A 15,844-nucleotide genomic window follows, 5' to 3' on the forward strand; every position below is an offset into this window, starting at 1 on the left:
AACTATCTCGATGCGAACATACGAGGTATTAATATTATTGTATTTCATTTTAGGGCGAGTCCAAGAGACTCTTTTCCTAGGCTATTTCCCCCCGGATTAAAATTCAAAGGTTTTACCATCGTCCGCAAGATGAACATTTTTAAATATAGGAGCGGCCTCTTTTTCAAACATTTCCAAATCTCGATAGCGCGTGGAGTAATGTCCTAAAATAAGATGTTGCGCTCCAGCGAGCTTTGCAATTGATGCGGCTTGGGCTGCAGTGCTGTGCCCTGTAGGTTTGCAAAGTTTTGCGTGGCTTTCTAGAAATGTGCTTTCGTGATAAATAGCGGTTACACTAGTAATTTGTGTAGCAATTTCTGGTTTATAGGCAGTATCACTGCAATAGGCGTAGCTTTTAGCAGGTTCTGGAGGGAAGGTGACTTCTTCATTTTTGATAATGGTACCATCTTCCAATCGTGCGTCCCCACCCTGTTTGAGTTTTTTATAATAAGCTTTATCTATTTCCAGATTTAGGCAAGTATTGATGTCCAATTTTCGCTCCCCAGGTTTTTCCTGGAAATGAAAACCATTTGCATAAATCCTATGATTCAAGGGAATAGTTGTGACCGTTACTTTATCATCGTCCAGAATAACGGTTGGGGTTTTGGCTCCTATTTCACGAAAGTGTAAAGGATAACTTGTAAATCCTTGCGAAAGTTTGAGCTGTAAGAGACATATTTCTTTAATGCCTTTAGGTCCATAAATAGTTAATGGAGCGCTACGTTTCAGCAAGCTAAATGTTGTGATGACTCCCATTAATCCAAAAAAATGATCTCCGTGCAAATGGGAGATAAAAATATGCTTGATTCGGGAGAACTTTATTTTGTTTCGCCGTAAGGCTACTTGTGTTCCTTCTCCACAATCTATGAGAAAAAGATGATTGCGCATCTCCAGTACTTGAGCCGTAGGATTCTTAAACGAACCCGGTGCGGCAGCATAACAGCCTAAAATATGTACTTTAAAAGTGCTCATAGGCCAGATTAAAAGCCTAAATCACGTTCTATCTCTTCCATCTGAATGATATCCTCTGCCTCCTGTAAAGTCGGTACGACAATCATCTCATCGGGAACTAAATCGCTATTAATGGCACTATTTACAATCACATAAGACTTTTTACCACCGCGTTGATAGTTAGAGAGTTTGAGATATGAGACTAATTGATCTAGAGTAAGATCTTCGTATTTGAGCAAATCTATGACAAGGTTGTGCATCTCATAAGTTTGAGGAACTGCCCTTTCTAAGTAAGAAGCAAATGCAACAGGATCGTCATGGTCATCACCTAGGATAAAATAATTATCTTTTTTAGTAATCTGCATTGTACTATTGAATTTTTGATGCCAGAAGGTAAATAACCGCCATTCTCACCGCAACACCGTTCTGTACTTGATCGAGAATTATTGCTTGTCCTGAGTCTGCTACATCACTGGTAATCTCTACACCTCTGTTTATAGGCCCTGGGTGCATAATAACGATTTCTTTGTCCAGCGACTCCAATATTTCCTTATTAACACCGTATTGCTGGGTGTACTCTCGGGTGCTCGGAAAATAACTGATGTCCATACGCTCGTTCTGAACGCGTAACATATTTGCCACATCACACCATTCCAGTGCTTTTCTCAGGTCTAGCTCTACTTCTACCCCTAGACTTTCTATATATTTTGGGATGAGCGTTTTAGGACCGCACACTTTTACATTTGCTCCTTGCAGTTTAAGTGCATATATATTTGATAGCGCAACACGACTGTGCAATATATCTCCTACGATCACAACATTTTTACCTGCTACCTCGCCTAATCGCTCCCTTATGGAGTAACTATCAAGCAACGCTTGTGTGGGATGCTCGTGGGCTCCATCGCCTGCATTTACAATACTGGCCTTTATATGTTTAGACAAGAAAACCCCTGCTCCAGGATTGGGATGGCGCATAACGACCATATCAACTTTCATTGATAGGATGTTATTTACCGTATCGATAAGAGTTTCCCCCTTTTTAACCGAAGATGCTGCAGCGCTAAAGTTAATAACATCTGCACTGAGACGTTTTTCGGCTAGCTCAAAGGACAGCTTGGTACGGGTACTGTTTTCAAAAAATAGATTTGCAATCGTGATATCACGCAGGGAAGGAACTTTTTTAATAGGCCTATTGATCACTTCTTTAAAATGATCTGCCGTTTTAAAAATAAGATCAATATCTGCAGCGGTGATATATTTAATCCCTAACAAATGATTGACGCTCAACTCAGCCATAATATCCTTAACTATTTATAACGTAAACACTATCCTCTCCTTCATTCTCCACCCAGCTCACTTTTACCTTTTCATTATTAATTGCATCCACTTGTCTTCCTCTGTAATCCGGCTGAATGGGTAAATGTCTGCTAAAACGTCTGTCTATCAAACACAACAACTCTACTTCCTGAGGTCGCCCAAAGCTTTGTACCGCTGTTAAAGCCGCATTTATACTACGCCCCGTGTACAAAACATCATCAATGAAGACGACTTTCTTATCTTCTACAACAAAATCAATTTTAGTCTTGTTTGCCTCAAGTGTTTTTTCTGATCTGCGGAAATCGTCTCTGTAAAATGTAATATCGAGGTATCCCAATTTTATATTTTCCAGACCATAATCTTCTATGAGCATTTTCTTGATACGATCTGCCAGATAAATCCCACGAGGCTGAATGCCTATGAGTACCGTATCTTCAAAAGTATCGTGATTTTCAATGAGTTGACACACAAGTCTATTCAGTGTAATATTGACTTCGGTGGCATTAAGTAGTACTTTCTGACTCATAAACAGTTTCCAAACGTTGTTCGGAGGACAAAGGTACAATATTTAAGGGTTATGATATTGTTTTTTACGCTTTCGCGAAAGATGGTAGTTTCGATACAATTTTCAACTGCGCTGTCGCTTCGTTCAAAATCACTCAACCACCTTGGATTTGTTCAGAGATTGCCAAACCTTTGAATATTTGAATAAATAAATGAAAATTCTGTAACCAAAAGAGAGAGACACCCGTCATAGGTACATAATCAATTAAAAAAATCAATAGTTATGGGAGGAGAATTAGTATTTATCTGTTTATTTATTATCGTGTTTGGCATTGCATATTTGCATTATTCAACACGCAATAAGGAACGACTTGCACTTATCGAGAAAGGTATGGACGCTGGAATCTTTAAGCAATCTAGAGAAACTGCGCCCGTGTGGAAAGTGCTTGTCTTAAACCTTGCACTTCTATTAATGGGAATAGGTGTGGGTATTTTATTGGCCTTATTACTACAAGAGGGTCTCGGAATTGTAAATGACGCCCTTTTTCCAGCACTCATCTTTTTAATGGCGGGAACTGGACTTCTAGTTGGATTCTTTATGACGAAAAAGTATGTGAAGTAAGAATACTTTAATTTGTCTGTTCGGGCGCAGTCGAGAACGCATTGAAGATTTGTAGTTTTCACTAAACCTTTCGACTGCGCTCAAGGAGACATTCTTTGATAGTGGAAGTATATTTTAGAAAAAAATTATAGGACGTTTAAAATATCATCCACTTTCTCAAAAGCCTGAAAATTATCGTGCACCACTTCATAATCTATCTGCTCGTGCACCCAAGTCGTATGAAACGGAATATGAATAGCGTTCCCTCCTATCTCCAGCACAGGAAGAATATCCGACTTGAGGCTGTTACCCACCATAAAGAAGGATTCAGGGGCAATATCCAGATGGTTTACGAGCTTCATATAATTTTTTGGCTGTTTGTCTGACATCACTTCGATGTGGTGGAAGTATTTGGCGAGCCCAGACTTTTCAAGTTTCCGTTCTTGGTCCAGCAGGTCGCCCTTTGTGGCCACTACGAGTCTATACTTTTGCGAAAGCGTATCCAAAACCCCTTCTATCCCTTCCATAAGTTGGACAGGCGCATCTAGCATCGCCTTTGCCATTGCGATCAATTCCTGAATTATTTCAATAGAGACTTCACCATCTGTAATCTCGATGGAGGCCTCAATTAACGATAGTCCAAAAGGCTTAATCCCATAACCATACAACGGTAAATTGCGCATTTCCATCTCAAAAAGGCGCTTGTGGCACTCCTCATAAGGAAGATAATCTTCCAGTAGCGCACAAAACTGATCCTCAGCATCGCGAAAGAACGTTTCGTTTATCCACAATGTATCATCTGCGTCGAAGGCTATGGTTTTAATAATGGATTGATTCATATTGAAAAGATAAAGAAATAGCTGTCCAAATGAAGATATGAACAGCTATTTATAGAATTAATTGATTTGTATTGAAAGTAACTACCTCACCAACTTCTTATACTTAATACGCTTAGGCATCAAGTCACCGCCCAATCGCTTCTTCTTGTTCTCTTCATACTCTGAGAATCCACCTTCGAAGAAATAGACCTGACTATCCCCTTCAAAAGCAAGAATATGCGTACAGATACGATCCAAGAACCAGCGGTCGTGACTAATCACAACGGCACATCCCGCAAAGTTTTCCAATCCTTCCTCTAATGCTCTCAACGTATTAACATCAAGGTCATTTGTAGGCTCATCCAGAAGTAATACGTTTCCTTCCTCACGCAGTGTCATCGCGAGGTGTAAACGGTTGCGCTCTCCACCAGAAAGGGTTGATACTTTTTTGTTTTGTTCACTCCCAGAGAAGTTAAATCGGCTCAGGTATGCTCTGGAATTTACTTCCTTTCCTCCCATCAACACCAGCTCCTGCTCATCAGAAAAATTTTGCCAAATGGTTTTTTCTGGGTCTATATTACTGTGACTCTGATCTACATAAGCGATCTGAGCAGTTTCTCCCACGGTAAAGCTTCCTTTATCTGGAGTCTCCTCACCCATTATCATTTTAAAAATGGTGGTCTTCCCCGCTCCGTTAGGTCCTATAATCCCAACAATTCCTGCTTGTGGTAGGTTAAAGTTTAAGTCTTCATAAAGCAACTTATCGCCAAAAGCTTTACTCACTCCACTTGCCTCAATCACATTTGTTCCTAGACGAGGTCCGTTAGGGATGTAGATTTCCAGTTTTTCATCTACTTGTTTCTGATCCTGACTCATTAACTTATCATAGTTTTTGAGACGCGCCTTTTGTTTAGTCTGACGACCTTTTGCGCCTTGACGTACCCATTCGAGCTCGCGTTCAAGTGTTTTTTGACGCTTAGATGCGGTTTTTCCTTCCTGTGCCATACGTTTGGACTTTTGGTCTAACCAAGAAGAATAGTTCCCTTTCCAAGGTATTCCCTCTCCTCTATCCAGTTCCAGAATCCATCCCGCTACGTTATCTAAGAAATATCTATCGTGCGTTACGGCGATAACAGTTCCTTTGTATTGAGCTAAGTGATGCTCTAACCAGTGTACGGACTCGGCATCAAGGTGGTTTGTAGGCTCATCTAATAATAATACGTCTGGTTCCTTTAATAAAAGACGACAGAGCGCCACGCGACGTTTCTCTCCTCCAGATAGTACTCCCACTTTTTGATCTCCCGGTGGAGTTCTTAAAGCATCCATTGCGATTTCTAGCTTTGTGTCCAGTTCCCAAGCACCACGAGCGTCTATTTCATCTTGAAGGACTGCCTGACGTGCCATAAGCTTATCCATCTTATCTGCATCTGAATATACTTCCTCTAGACCAAAAGAATCGTTTATTTTATTGTATTCCTCCAGAATCGCAACAGTTTCTGAAGCGCCCTCTTTTACGACCTCCAAAACGGTTTTTTCTGGATCAAGCTTAGGCTCCTGCTCAAGATACCCAACAGAAAACTCCTTATCTGAGGTTACATCGCCCTGAAAGTTAGTATCCAATCCCGCAATAATTTTCATTAGCGTTGATTTACCAGAACCGTTAAGTCCTAGAATACCAATTTTTGCCCCGTAGTAAAAACTGAGGTATATTTTTTTAAGTACAGGTGTCTGCGCTCCAGGATACGTCTTAGACACGCCCTGCATTGTAAATATTATTTTTTTATCGTCGCTCATATATAGTTTTATTTTGTCATTCCCGCGAAGGCGGGAATCTCGTTAGTCTGTAGACGGTAGTTTTATACTACACTAGTCTTATACAAAAATAGGCATTCTTTCACGCCATTCAAGGGGTGGTAACAATTGTTCACTTGAAAATTCTAGATGTATTACTCTTCTGTTACTGTTTCCTTGAGAACGACCAGAAGCGTGCATTGTAAGAGGTTTCATCAACATAGCACTACCTCTCTTGACATTACAAATCACCTCATTAGTTAAAGAAATACTTTCTTTTCTCAAAATTCCACTATTATGTGATGTTGGAATTACCTTGAGCGCTCCATTTTTTTCGGTGGTGTCGTCCAGATGTATTCTTAAAGTTATTATGTTTTCAAGAATTGATACAGGCGGAATAACCCCAATTTGCCCACGCTTTTCTGTCCATTTTGTATAGCCCGGCAAATCTTCTTTTTGGTTTACTGATATACTTAGGTCTTGATGATACGAAACAAACCAATTGGATGTTTTAGGCTTATCAAAGTAAATTGCTTTTGTCAAAAAATAGTCTTCATTCCCTACTAATCTAATTAGATCCTTCACTTTTTTTAGAAAACAGGAAGGGAACAAATTGAGGAGCAACATCAATAAAACGTCGGACAGCAAACAAATCTTTGGTTATCAAAAATGATGTTCCGTTTTTTGGTAACAAAGATAATTCTTGATCTAGTCTTTCAATTTCCCTCTCAGAAAATAAATTTTCAACAATTGAAAATCCATTTTCAATCAACTCCATTTGAGATTTTAAAAATTGTTCTTTCATATCCATTACTCTTTCCCCTCTAAAACAGCCCGCATCGCCTTAGCTTTAAGTAAACATTCTGCATACTCCTTTTCTGGATCAGAACCTGCTGTGATGGCGCCTCCCACGGAGTAGGAAATGTATTTTTCTGTTGCATTGTACAAAATGCTCCTTATAATCACATTAAAGTCAAAATCACCATTCGGTTTAAAATATCCCACGGCACCGCTATATAATCCGCGTTTTGAGGCTTCTAGGTTTTCTATGATTTTCATTGCGCTTACTTTTGGTGCGCCGGTCATACTGCCCATTGGGAAGGTGCTTCTTATGACGTCTACGGGTGAAATGCCCACGCCTATTTCTGAAACTACGGTGCTTATCATTTGATACACTTGTTTAAATGGGTAGACCTTGCACAATTCTTCCACCGCAACGCTTCCTTTTTTTGCAGTGCGGGACAAATCGTTGCGTACGAGATCCACAATCATTACGTTTTCTGAGCGCTCTTTTGGGTCTGTTGATAACGCTTTCGCGAAAGCGGAATCCTCCTCCTCACTATTTCCTCTTTTTGAAGTGCCCTTTATAGGTTGACTCACAATCTTATCCCCAATCTTCTTTAAATACCGCTCTGGCGTTGCCGAAAGTAAGTACTTATCCTCGAGGCGCATAAAGGTTGCAAAGGGCGGTGTACTTATTGCGTTTAGATTTTTATAAGTCTCAAAAGGATCAATGGTACCGTGGGCATAAAATTCCTGACACAAATTTGCTTCATAAATATCACCACGGTGAATGTGGTCTAGCATTTTCTGAATTTTCTCCTTGTAAGCTTCTTTATGAATTTTAAGTTTTATAGACAGTGGTTCCTTGTGATTCTTTGAGGCTTCAATTTTAAGGTTTGCGTTTTGAATTTCTTCCCAGTCTTTATCCATCTCATCGTCTACCATCGCGAGATAATGCATTTCAACCACGCCGTCTTTGAGTAGGAAAATCTTTTTAGGTTGAAAAAAATGCAGGTCTGAGAAACCGAGACCATCATCATTTTTAGATGTAAGTCGTTCCGTGTCATTCTTTAGGTCGTAGCCCAAGTAGCCAAAAATCCAATCTTTAGTTGTGTTCTGATATTCTTCAAGTCTATCAAAGGCACCTTGATATGAAGTCTCGATACTCGTAAAAGCCTCAACGGCAAGGATAGCTTCATATTCAGGGTAGTTCTGGTAATCGTAACTATTGCTATCCAGCCAGACCACTTCATCAAACTGCTGAGACCACGCTAAAAGATTCCTTTTAACTGTTTTTAAGTCGGTATAGCTATGTTTTTGTATCGCACGATTCACATCGTAAAAATAAGAACTACCTCTCAAGCAAGCGAGGAATGCACTTTAAAAATATCCGCAATTACGGTATCTTGCTTATCTTAAATAACAACCGACTTAAATCTAGCTATGCGTATTTTCTCAATACTATGTATCCTAACATTCTTCATAAGTAGCTGTTCTCAAAACACACCAGAAAATTGGAATTGGGAAACTATGGAGGCTACAGGTGCTCCTACCGCAAGGCACGAGGCGGGAATGGTAGGATATAAAGACCAGCTCATTTTAATGGGTGGACGACGTATCAATCCCACTTCAGTTTTTAACACTAAAACAAATACGTGGACCCAAAAAGCAGAAACTCCAATTGAGTTGCACCACTTTCAGCCCGTTGTGATAGATGATGCCGTGTATATTGTGGGCGCAATGACAGGTCAATGGCCCAATGAAACGCCAGTAGATAGAGTGATTATCTATTACCCAGAAAAAGATGAATACGTTCACAGTCACGACATTCCTGAGGCGCGCCGTCGCGGTGGCGCTGGAGCGACTGTTTATAATGGTAAGATATATCTAGCTGGAGGAATTACAAAAGGTCATATGAATGGTTATGTACCGTGGCTAGATGTGTATGACCCAAAAACTGGTAAGTGGGAAATATTACCCGACGCTCCACAAGCTAGAGACCATTTTCAAGCAGTTACTGTAAATGATATGTTATATGCTTTTGCCGGTCGTACGACCTCAAAAATCACAGAACAAGATATGGCGCTCACGGTTGCTCACGGCGATAGATTTGACCTAAAAAATAACAAATGGCTTCCTGTCATAAATGCCACTAAAATTCCTACCGAACGTGCAGGAAATATGGCTATTGTATGGAATGACGAAGTCATAATAGGCGGTGGCGAAAGCACCGCACACGTAGTTGCTCATAATGAGACAGAAGTCTATAATCCCAAAACGCAACAATGGAGCCTCTGGCCTACGCTTAATCAAGGTAGACACGGAACAGGTTTTGCGATTATTGGTGATTATTTATACACGGCCTCTGGATGCGGTAATCGTGGTGGCGAGCCAGAATTAACGACGGTAGAACGCCTCGAACTTCCTAAAGGTAACGCGGAGCCTATCTCCACTACAATTAATAAAACACCTGTTCACAAGCAATTCCACAGCCTAGAATTATCATTTAATGGACCCGAAACTTCGGAAGATGCTCCGGATAATCCGTTTCTGAACTACAAGCTCGAGGTAACATTTAAAAACGAAAAACAGAGCCAAATCATACGAGGTTTCTACGCTACAGATGGTAACGCATCTGAGACTAGCGCTACGTCGGGTAACGTATGGAAAGTTCGTTTTAATCCGCAATCTGTTGGGGAGTATTCGTATGAAGCTCGGCTTTGTAAGGGAGATAGCATTGCGCTTAAAGAACCTTCAGATGTCACTGAGCAAATTCCTTTAAAAGAAAATACGGGCGCATTTACCGTCGTACGTTCTGATAAGGAAGGCGCCAATTTTAATTCACACGGAATATTAGAAATGGAAGAGGGATTTTTCCGCTTTCGCGAAAACTTGCCCCGAATTAATTTCGGGGGAGGTAAACATTTCATTAAAACCGGCGCAAACAGTCCAGAAAATCTGCTGGCTTATGTAGATTTTGACGACACCTACCGTATCAAAGCCGAAGCACGAGAAGGCGAAGCCGAAGCTCCCGAAGCTATCCACACGTTTTCTCCGCATTTAAATGATTGGAAAAATGGTGACCCGTCGTGGAAGAATGGAAAAGGAAAAGCAATCATAGGTGCGATGAATTATCTTGCTTCTAAAGGAATGAATTCGTCATATTTTCTAACCCTCAATATTCTAGGCGACGGTAAGGATGTTTGGCCGTACCTGACTCCAGATGATTTTACACGATTTGATGTGAGCAAGCTAGAGCAATGGGAAATCCTATTTGAGCATATGCAGTCTCAAGGTATTTTACTCCACCTCGTCGTGCAAGAAACCGAAAACGAAACGATGCTTGATAATGGTGAGACTGGACCGTTTCGCCAATTGTATTTTCAAGAGCTGATTGCTCGTTTTGGTCATCATAATGGTCTCGTTTGGAATCTAGGCGAAGAAAACGGTCCTGCTCCTTGGACTCCCGTAGGGCAAAATGATGCGCAACGTAAGGCAATGGCATCGTATTTAAAAGCTAATGACCCTTACAAGCATCCTGTACTTTTACACACCCATTCCTACGACCCGTTGCGTAGTGATATTTTAAATGACATCGTAGGCGATAAAAACATAGACGGACTTTCCCTACAGCAAGCCGACCGTAAAAAAGCAGGCGTAATTATAGCCGAATGGAAAGAGAAATCACGCAAAGCGGGAGCTCCGTGGGGAATTACAATGGACGAGATAGGAGAATGGCACACGGCTGTCCTTCCTGATAGTATAGACGCACACCACAATACCATACGTCATTATGCGATGTGGGGAACATTACTGTCTGGCGGTGCAGGGTTGGAGTGGTACTTTGGCGCAAAATATCCTTCTAATGACCTCACTTCTGAAGACTGGCGCAAACGGGATAATCTATGGACCCTTACAAATCACGCTCGCTTATTTTTTGAAAACTACCTACCCTACTGGGAAATGCACCCCAATCACAACTTGATTAATACATCTGAAGCCTATTCTTTAGTCAAGGAAAATGAAATCTATGTCACATACCTTCCAAAGTTTGGACAACATACTTTAAATTTAGAAGATGCAACGGGTACTTTTAAAGTGCACTGGTACAGTCCTGTTTCAGGAGGTGAGCTTCAAAATGGCTCTGTAACAACTATCCAAGGTGGGACGATTCAGAGCTTAGGTAATCCTCCAAATGAAAAGCGCTCTTCAGGAAGCTATGAGGATTGGGTAGTATTAGTAAGGAAGGAAAATTAATACCTTTTGTAAACACTAGTTCAATCTCCCGACTTAGTAAACTTTTACAACTAGAATTCCGTTTAATAAACTTTTACAATGATAAACACAGCGCTACAGGCTACTTACAGGGCAAGACTCTTTCGTCATCTGGACGGTATAGTTGTCGCGCCATCGGCATATGCATTATACTCAAAAGGTATCACAAAGCGGATACTCAACGAAAAATCTGTAAGCGTAAGTGAGTTATCGCAAGCTACTAATGCAAATGAAGGATACCTCAATGTTGCATTACGATTACTAGCATCTCAAGGCTGGCTAGAGCAAGAAGTAGATAATATAAATAATGTTATTACCTATAGTGCAAACGATAAAACAGCCACTGCTTTTGAGCTCTTTCCACTTTATGAGGATGTAACAAATCTTCTTAAACTTTCTGAAGATTATCATTTTAGGAAATTTGAAGTAGCACCGTTTAAAGCGTTGCAAGCCATTTTTGATAAGTATAAAGATAATTACAATTTAGATTTCTCAAAGGATAAAACTACTAGAGAAATTCAAGAACAAGTACTTGCTCATATTGAGGGAATCATACTGGGACCCACGCTCGTTCATCTCGCTATGAATGGCGCTTTTCATAAGTATTTTATGCAAGCTAGTTTTAGGCCAGAAGAATTTCACAATGATGCTGAGAACTTTATGAAGCTCTTGGATATGCTTGTATACTTTGACCTATTTAGCAAAAGAGGAGAAACCTATCAGTTCACGGACAAGGGACTTTTCTTTGCAAAACGCGCTAGTGCTTATGGTGTGACCGTATCATATATTCCTACGCTACGGAAACTGGATGAACTTATTTTTGGTAATCCGCTTAGCGCGAAAGATCAAGGTGATAGGTCTAAAGAAGGACATGTAGATAGAGCGATGAATGTTTGGGGAAGTGGTGGTGCGCACGCTACTTACTTTAAAGTGGTAGATAAAATTATACTCGATATTTTTAATAAACCCCTAGAAGAACAGCCAAAAGGCATACTGGATATGGGATGCGGAAATGGTGCGTTTTTAATCCATCTCTATAATCTTATTGAAAGACATACCCTGCGCGGAAAGCATCTCAACGAGCATCCGCTTATTCTTGTAGGAGCAGACTATAACAAAGCAGCAATAGACATTACAAAGGGCAATCTCATCCAATCTGAAATTTGGGCAAAAGTAATGTGGGGAGATATAGGGGATCCGGATAGGCTCGCCGCAGATTTACAAGAAGATTATGGGATTGAACTTAGTGAGTTGCTCAATGTACGCTCTTTTCTAGATCATAATCGCGTTTGGAAAGCTCCAGTTAAACCATTAGAGATACCGAGCAGTTCAACGGGCGCTTTTGCTTTCGAAGGAAAGCGTCTCTCAAATTCTGACGTTGAAGCCTCGCTTGCCGAACATTTTGGAAAATGGTCTCCTTATGTGAGTAAACACGGACTTGTCTTAATTGAATTACATAGCATCCCTCCTATCATCGCTGCAAAAAACATAGGTAAAACAGCAGTTACAGCCTATGATGCCACGCACGGGTATTCCGATCAATTTATTGTAGAGGTTCCTGTGTTTCACAATATTCTAGAGAATATTGGGATGAAGCGTGATGAGCGTCTCAGTGCAAAATTCCCGAACACGGAAGCGGCAACGGTTACTGTTAATTTATTTCGCAACTAGATTGTTTTATCTTTGAGCTATGAATGAAATAAATGAACAACCTAATAACCCGCTACACGGTAAAAAACTGGTCGATATACTGGAATTTCTTGTTGAAAAATACGGCTTTAAAGAACTGAGCTATCAAGTAGACATTAATTGTTTTAAGAAAGATCCTTCTATTAAGTCAAGTCTCAAATTCTTGCGCAGGACGCCTTGGGCACGGGAGAAGGTAGAGCAACTCTATTTGCAGAGTATTTAGAAAAGTACTACTGTTTCAGAGGTTTCGGTACAATCCAGTGTATAGGCGGAAAACTAAACCACCCCGATATTGCTATTTCATTTTGAACCATTATTCCCTACTGCAACACCCCAATACGCGTGGAATAAATGAAGCAACTATAGCTATGTAGATTTTAAGTTTTTTAGAACTCAAGTAAAACTGAAAACTGAGACTACCTACTTTTGTTTCTTCGCTTCTTCCCAAAAGACATCCATCTCTGCAAGCGTCATATCAGACATCTCTTTGCCAAGAATTTTTGCCTTACTTTCCAGATATTGAAAACGTTTAATAAATTTCTTATTAGTACGCTCTAGCGCACTCTCTGGGTCGATCTTAAGAAAACGAGCGTAGTTTATCATTGAGAAGAGTACATCGCCAAACTCCGCCTCTATCTTGTCTTGATTGTTCTCTTTAATTTCGTGCTGCAGTTCGCCCAACTCCTCCTGTACTTTTTCAAAAACCTGTTGTGGTTCTTCCCAGTCAAAACCTACTCCAGAGACTTTATCTTGTATGCGACTGGCCTTTACCACCGCAGGTAGTCCTTTAGGCACACCTTCTAGAACGGATTTTTTTCCTTCTTTGAGTTTAAGTTTTTCCCAGTTGCGCTCCACTTCGGCAGCATCTGCCACATTAATGTCACCGTAAATGTGGGGATGACGGGAGACGAGTTTATCGCTTATAGAATTTGCAACATCTGCAATATCGAAGTCGTTTGTCTCGCTTCCTATTTTAGCATAGAAAACGATATGCAACAGTAAGTCGCCCAGTTCCTTTTTTATTTCTTCAAGGTCATTATCCAGAATGGCATCACCTAGCTCGTATGTTTCTTCTATCGTCAAGTGACGCAAACTTTCCATCGTCTGTTTCTTATCCCAAGGACATCCCACACGAAGTTCATCCATTATGGTGAGAAGTCTTTCAAAAGCTGCTAGTTGTTGTTGTCGTGTACCCATTTATACCTTAAATTTTAGCAAAGGCGGATATCTAATCTCGCGATCGCTTTGTGCTGATACTTATTTTACTCAAATGTACTTCCATTTTCGCGAAAGCAAATAAAAAAGCCTTTACAACAAGATCGTAAAGGCATTCTTTAATTATAGAAAGTTATGCACTACTCTTCTTCTCCAGCTGTATCTGCAGGTGCGTCAAAATCTAGCATATCCTTAGCTTGTAATATATTGTACCATTGCACTACTTTTTTTATGTCGCTTGCATATACACGGTCCTCATCGTAATCTGGAACTACGCCAAAAAAGAATTCTTCTAGTTCATCTTTAGAGACCTTATGACTAATCGTTTGCTCACCATTTTCCTTGTCCTTTATTTTTTGTAAAACTTCTCTCAATGGCATCTCTTTAGAAAGCGTGTAAATCGCAATTTCAGAAAGGATACTCACATTGTGACGTATTCCTACAGTAATACGTTTACCGTCCAGTAAGGACTCTGCCACAAAACCGCTTCGAGTCTGTGTCTTTAATTCGTAAATTCCTGGTTTTCCTGAAATGGCTAAAACTTTATCTAAACTCATAGTTATTTTTCAAAATTGGTGCGCAAAAATGCAATACACAACGCACTTATGCAAGTATTTCTGCAATGTGCTGAGAAGCTTTGTGATTATTTAACGTCTTTTTGACATAAGTGGGAAACGCATGCGATAGTCTGCACTACATTTTCCCTTTGAAATATTAGTCAATTTTCCTTTAATTAAACGTTTCTTAAGACTTGAAAGTTTATCTGTAAAAAGAACTCCTTCTATATGGTCGTACTCGTGCTGTATTACTCTGGCAATAAGACCTTCGTATGTTTCGGTATGCTCTTTAAAGTTTTCGTCTTGATACTTAATGGTCACGACCGGCTTTCTAAACACATCTTCGTTTATTCCGGGAATACTTAGGCATCCTTCAGAAAATGGCCACTCCTCACCTTCTTCGTCGAGGATTTCTGCATTTATAAACGTTTTTTTGAATGTAGCAAGTTGATCTCTTTCTTCCTCCGTGTAGCTTTCATCATCAGAAAACGGTGAGGTGTCTACTAGAAACAAACGTATGGCAAGTCCTATTTGTGGTGCCGCGAGACCTACGCCGCTCGCGCCATACATGGTCTCATACATATTCTCAATAAGCTCCTTGAGATTTGGGTACTCTGGAGTAATATTTTTGGCTTTTTTCTTTAATACGGGGTCACCATACGCCACAACAGGTAAAATCATATCTTATAAATTATACAGGTAATCTTGTAAAATAATAGTCGCACTTATCTGGTCTACAAGTGCTTTGTTTCTTCTCTTTTTCTTTCCTAAACCGCCATCTATCATCGTCTGGAACGCCATTTTTGAGGTAAAACGCTCATCTTGTCTAATGATTTTGAGGGTAGGGAATTTTTTTTCTACGCTTTCGCGAAAGCTTAAAATATGCTCTTCCACCTGTGAAGCCTCGCCGCTCATACGTTTGGGCTCGCCCAACACCATTGTCTCTACATTTTCTTCTGCCAAATATTTGGTTAGAAAATCCATAAGAGTTTTAGTCTCCACAGTAATAAGTCCAGAAGCAATCATCTGCAACTCATCTGTTATCGCGATTCCCGTGCGTTTTGTTCCGTAATCTATCGCAATAATGCGTGCCATTGTAAAAATTTGTGCAAAAATAAGAAATCACAACACAAGGGACGACTTCTAAGAGCAGGAAGTTATACAGTCCTCACAAAGTCAATTGAAAAGTACACTATCACTTTTTTTAGTCGTGCTGTCTTAGATGGAAACTTTATCTTTGATTTGGTAAAACGATTACTAACAAAACAAATCGGGTGGATGAGATTTCCGCCTTCTTGGAAATT

17 protein-coding genes are annotated in these 15,844 nt (G+C 40.2%); 4 read left to right on the top strand and 13 right to left on the bottom strand.

The window, feature by feature from the left end:
• Positions 1-96 precede the first annotated feature (96 nt).
• From EAX61_RS10770 to pyrR, 4 genes are read right to left on the bottom strand one after another with little or no spacing between them, the layout of a single operon-like run.
• On the bottom strand, positions 97-1,011 hold the full coding sequence (locus tag EAX61_RS10770; RefSeq protein WP_121917701.1) for a ribonuclease Z: 915 nt from the start codon (positions 1,009-1,011) through the stop codon (positions 97-99).
• Positions 1,012-1,019: 8 nt separating this feature from the next.
• A complete protein-coding gene (locus EAX61_RS10775) occupies positions 1,020-1,355 on the bottom strand; it encodes a ribonuclease Z (protein ID WP_121917702.1) in 336 nt (111 codons plus the stop codon).
• Positions 1,356-1,359: 4 nt separating this feature from the next.
• A complete protein-coding gene (locus EAX61_RS10780) occupies positions 1,360-2,286 on the bottom strand; it encodes an aspartate carbamoyltransferase catalytic subunit (RefSeq protein WP_121917703.1) in 927 nt (308 codons plus the stop codon).
• Positions 2,287-2,293: 7 nt separating this feature from the next.
• Complete coding sequence (pyrR, locus tag EAX61_RS10785) at positions 2,294-2,833, bottom strand: bifunctional pyr operon transcriptional regulator/uracil phosphoribosyltransferase PyrR (RefSeq protein WP_121917704.1); 540 nt, start codon at positions 2,831-2,833, stop codon at positions 2,294-2,296.
• 261 nt (positions 2,834-3,094) lie between these two features.
• On the opposite strand from pyrR, the gene EAX61_RS10790 reads away from it, so the two are divergent.
• Positions 3,095-3,433 carry a DUF6249 domain-containing protein gene (locus EAX61_RS10790; RefSeq protein ID WP_121917705.1) on the top strand — a complete coding sequence of 113 codons (339 nt, stop codon included), beginning with the start codon at positions 3,095-3,097 and terminating at the stop codon, positions 3,431-3,433.
• A 125-nt stretch (positions 3,434-3,558) separates the two neighbouring features.
• Here the strand turns inward: EAX61_RS10790 and EAX61_RS10795 are convergent, their stop codons facing one another.
• The 5 genes from EAX61_RS10795 to pabB form a co-directional block, all read right to left on the bottom strand.
• Entirely contained in the window at positions 3,559-4,251 is a 693-nt protein-coding gene (locus EAX61_RS10795; protein ID WP_121917706.1) for an HAD family hydrolase, read from the bottom strand.
• 81 nt (positions 4,252-4,332) lie between these two features.
• Positions 4,333-6,024, bottom strand: coding sequence for an energy-dependent translational throttle protein EttA (ettA, locus tag EAX61_RS10800; RefSeq protein WP_121917707.1), 1,692 nt, complete (start codon positions 6,022-6,024; stop codon positions 4,333-4,335).
• A gap of 78 nt (positions 6,025-6,102) precedes the next feature.
• Positions 6,103-6,606, bottom strand: coding sequence for a phytanoyl-CoA dioxygenase family protein (locus EAX61_RS10805; protein ID WP_236642028.1), 504 nt, complete (start codon positions 6,604-6,606; stop codon positions 6,103-6,105).
• On the bottom strand, positions 6,590-6,826 hold the full coding sequence (locus EAX61_RS16645) for a hypothetical protein (RefSeq protein ID WP_236642029.1): 237 nt from the start codon (positions 6,824-6,826) through the stop codon (positions 6,590-6,592). The genes EAX61_RS10805 and EAX61_RS16645 overlap by 17 nt, the downstream gene beginning before the upstream one ends.
• Before the next feature lie 5 nt (positions 6,827-6,831).
• The gene (gene pabB / locus EAX61_RS10810; protein ID WP_121917792.1) at positions 6,832-8,139 is read right to left on the bottom strand and encodes an aminodeoxychorismate synthase component I; all 1,308 of its coding nucleotides are present in this window, start codon (positions 8,137-8,139) and stop codon (positions 6,832-6,834) included.
• 108 nt (positions 8,140-8,247) lie between these two features.
• Between pabB and EAX61_RS16475 the strand changes: the two genes are divergently transcribed.
• From EAX61_RS16475 to EAX61_RS10825, 3 genes are all read left to right on the top strand, one after another.
• The gene (locus tag EAX61_RS16475; RefSeq protein WP_161555221.1) at positions 8,248-11,061 is read left to right on the top strand and encodes a Kelch repeat-containing protein; all 2,814 of its coding nucleotides are present in this window, start codon (positions 8,248-8,250) and stop codon (positions 11,059-11,061) included.
• 78 nt (positions 11,062-11,139) lie between these two features.
• Positions 11,140-12,750: a class I SAM-dependent methyltransferase gene (locus tag EAX61_RS10820; protein ID WP_121917708.1), complete on the top strand. Its 1,611-nt coding sequence runs from the start codon at positions 11,140-11,142 to the stop codon at positions 12,748-12,750.
• A gap of 19 nt (positions 12,751-12,769) precedes the next feature.
• Complete coding sequence (locus EAX61_RS10825) at positions 12,770-12,991, top strand: VF530 family protein (protein ID WP_121917709.1); 222 nt, start codon at positions 12,770-12,772, stop codon at positions 12,989-12,991.
• 197 nt (positions 12,992-13,188) lie between these two features.
• On the opposite strand, the gene mazG is transcribed toward EAX61_RS10825, so the two are convergent.
• The 4 genes from mazG to ruvX form a co-directional block, all read right to left on the bottom strand.
• Positions 13,189-13,965 (bottom strand): nucleoside triphosphate pyrophosphohydrolase, encoded by a 777-nt coding sequence (mazG, locus tag EAX61_RS10830; RefSeq protein ID WP_121917710.1) that lies wholly within the window; start codon positions 13,963-13,965, stop codon positions 13,189-13,191.
• Positions 13,966-14,123: 158 nt separating this feature from the next.
• Positions 14,124-14,540, bottom strand: a complete 417-nt coding sequence (locus EAX61_RS10835; protein WP_121917711.1) for a DUF5606 family protein — start codon at positions 14,538-14,540, stop codon at positions 14,124-14,126.
• A gap of 90 nt (positions 14,541-14,630) precedes the next feature.
• Positions 14,631-15,221: a peptide deformylase gene (def, locus tag EAX61_RS10840; protein WP_121917712.1), complete on the bottom strand. Its 591-nt coding sequence runs from the start codon at positions 15,219-15,221 to the stop codon at positions 14,631-14,633.
• Positions 15,222-15,224: 3 nt separating this feature from the next.
• Positions 15,225-15,635: a Holliday junction resolvase RuvX gene (ruvX, locus tag EAX61_RS10845; RefSeq protein ID WP_121917713.1), complete on the bottom strand. Its 411-nt coding sequence runs from the start codon at positions 15,633-15,635 to the stop codon at positions 15,225-15,227.
• Between the last annotated feature and the right edge of the window lie 209 nt (positions 15,636-15,844).

Origin of the sequence: Dokdonia sinensis, assembly GCF_003688895.1 — a bacterium.
In the GTDB taxonomy this organism is placed as follows: Bacteria; Bacteroidota; Bacteroidia; order Flavobacteriales; family Flavobacteriaceae; genus Dokdonia; species Dokdonia sinensis.

What these genes read in the sequence shown, in the direction of transcription:
- pyrR (WP_121917704.1), bottom strand. Translation starts at nt 2,833, where the DNA reads ATGAGTCAGAAAGTACTACTTAATGCCACCGAAGTCAATATTACACTG.
- EAX61_RS10780 (WP_121917703.1), bottom strand. Translation starts at nt 2,286, where the DNA reads ATGGCTGAGTTGAGCGTCAATCATTTGTTAGGGATTAAATATATCACC.
- def (WP_121917712.1), bottom strand. Translation starts at nt 15,221, where the DNA reads ATGATTTTACCTGTTGTGGCGTATGGTGACCCCGTATTAAAGAAAAAA.
- ruvX (WP_121917713.1), bottom strand. Translation starts at nt 15,635, where the DNA reads ATGGCACGCATTATTGCGATAGATTACGGAACAAAACGCACGGGAATC.
- EAX61_RS10775 (WP_121917702.1), bottom strand. Translation starts at nt 1,355, where the DNA reads ATGCAGATTACTAAAAAAGATAATTATTTTATCCTAGGTGATGACCAT.
- EAX61_RS10770 (WP_121917701.1), bottom strand. Translation starts at nt 1,011, where the DNA reads ATGAGCACTTTTAAAGTACATATTTTAGGCTGTTATGCTGCCGCACCG.
- EAX61_RS16475 (WP_161555221.1), top strand. Translation starts at nt 8,248, where the DNA reads ATGCGTATTTTCTCAATACTATGTATCCTAACATTCTTCATAAGTAGC.
- EAX61_RS16645 (WP_236642029.1), bottom strand. Translation starts at nt 6,826, where the DNA reads ATGAAAGAACAATTTTTAAAATCTCAAATGGAGTTGATTGAAAATGGA.
- EAX61_RS10790 (WP_121917705.1), top strand. Translation starts at nt 3,095, where the DNA reads ATGGGAGGAGAATTAGTATTTATCTGTTTATTTATTATCGTGTTTGGC.
- EAX61_RS10795 (WP_121917706.1), bottom strand. Translation starts at nt 4,251, where the DNA reads ATGAATCAATCCATTATTAAAACCATAGCCTTCGACGCAGATGATACA.
- ettA (WP_121917707.1), bottom strand. Translation starts at nt 6,024, where the DNA reads ATGAGCGACGATAAAAAAATAATATTTACAATGCAGGGCGTGTCTAAG.
- EAX61_RS10825 (WP_121917709.1), top strand. Translation starts at nt 12,770, where the DNA reads ATGAATGAAATAAATGAACAACCTAATAACCCGCTACACGGTAAAAAA.
- EAX61_RS10820 (WP_121917708.1), top strand. Translation starts at nt 11,140, where the DNA reads ATGATAAACACAGCGCTACAGGCTACTTACAGGGCAAGACTCTTTCGT.
- mazG (WP_121917710.1), bottom strand. Translation starts at nt 13,965, where the DNA reads ATGGGTACACGACAACAACAACTAGCAGCTTTTGAAAGACTTCTCACC.
- EAX61_RS10835 (WP_121917711.1), bottom strand. Translation starts at nt 14,540, where the DNA reads ATGAGTTTAGATAAAGTTTTAGCCATTTCAGGAAAACCAGGAATTTAC.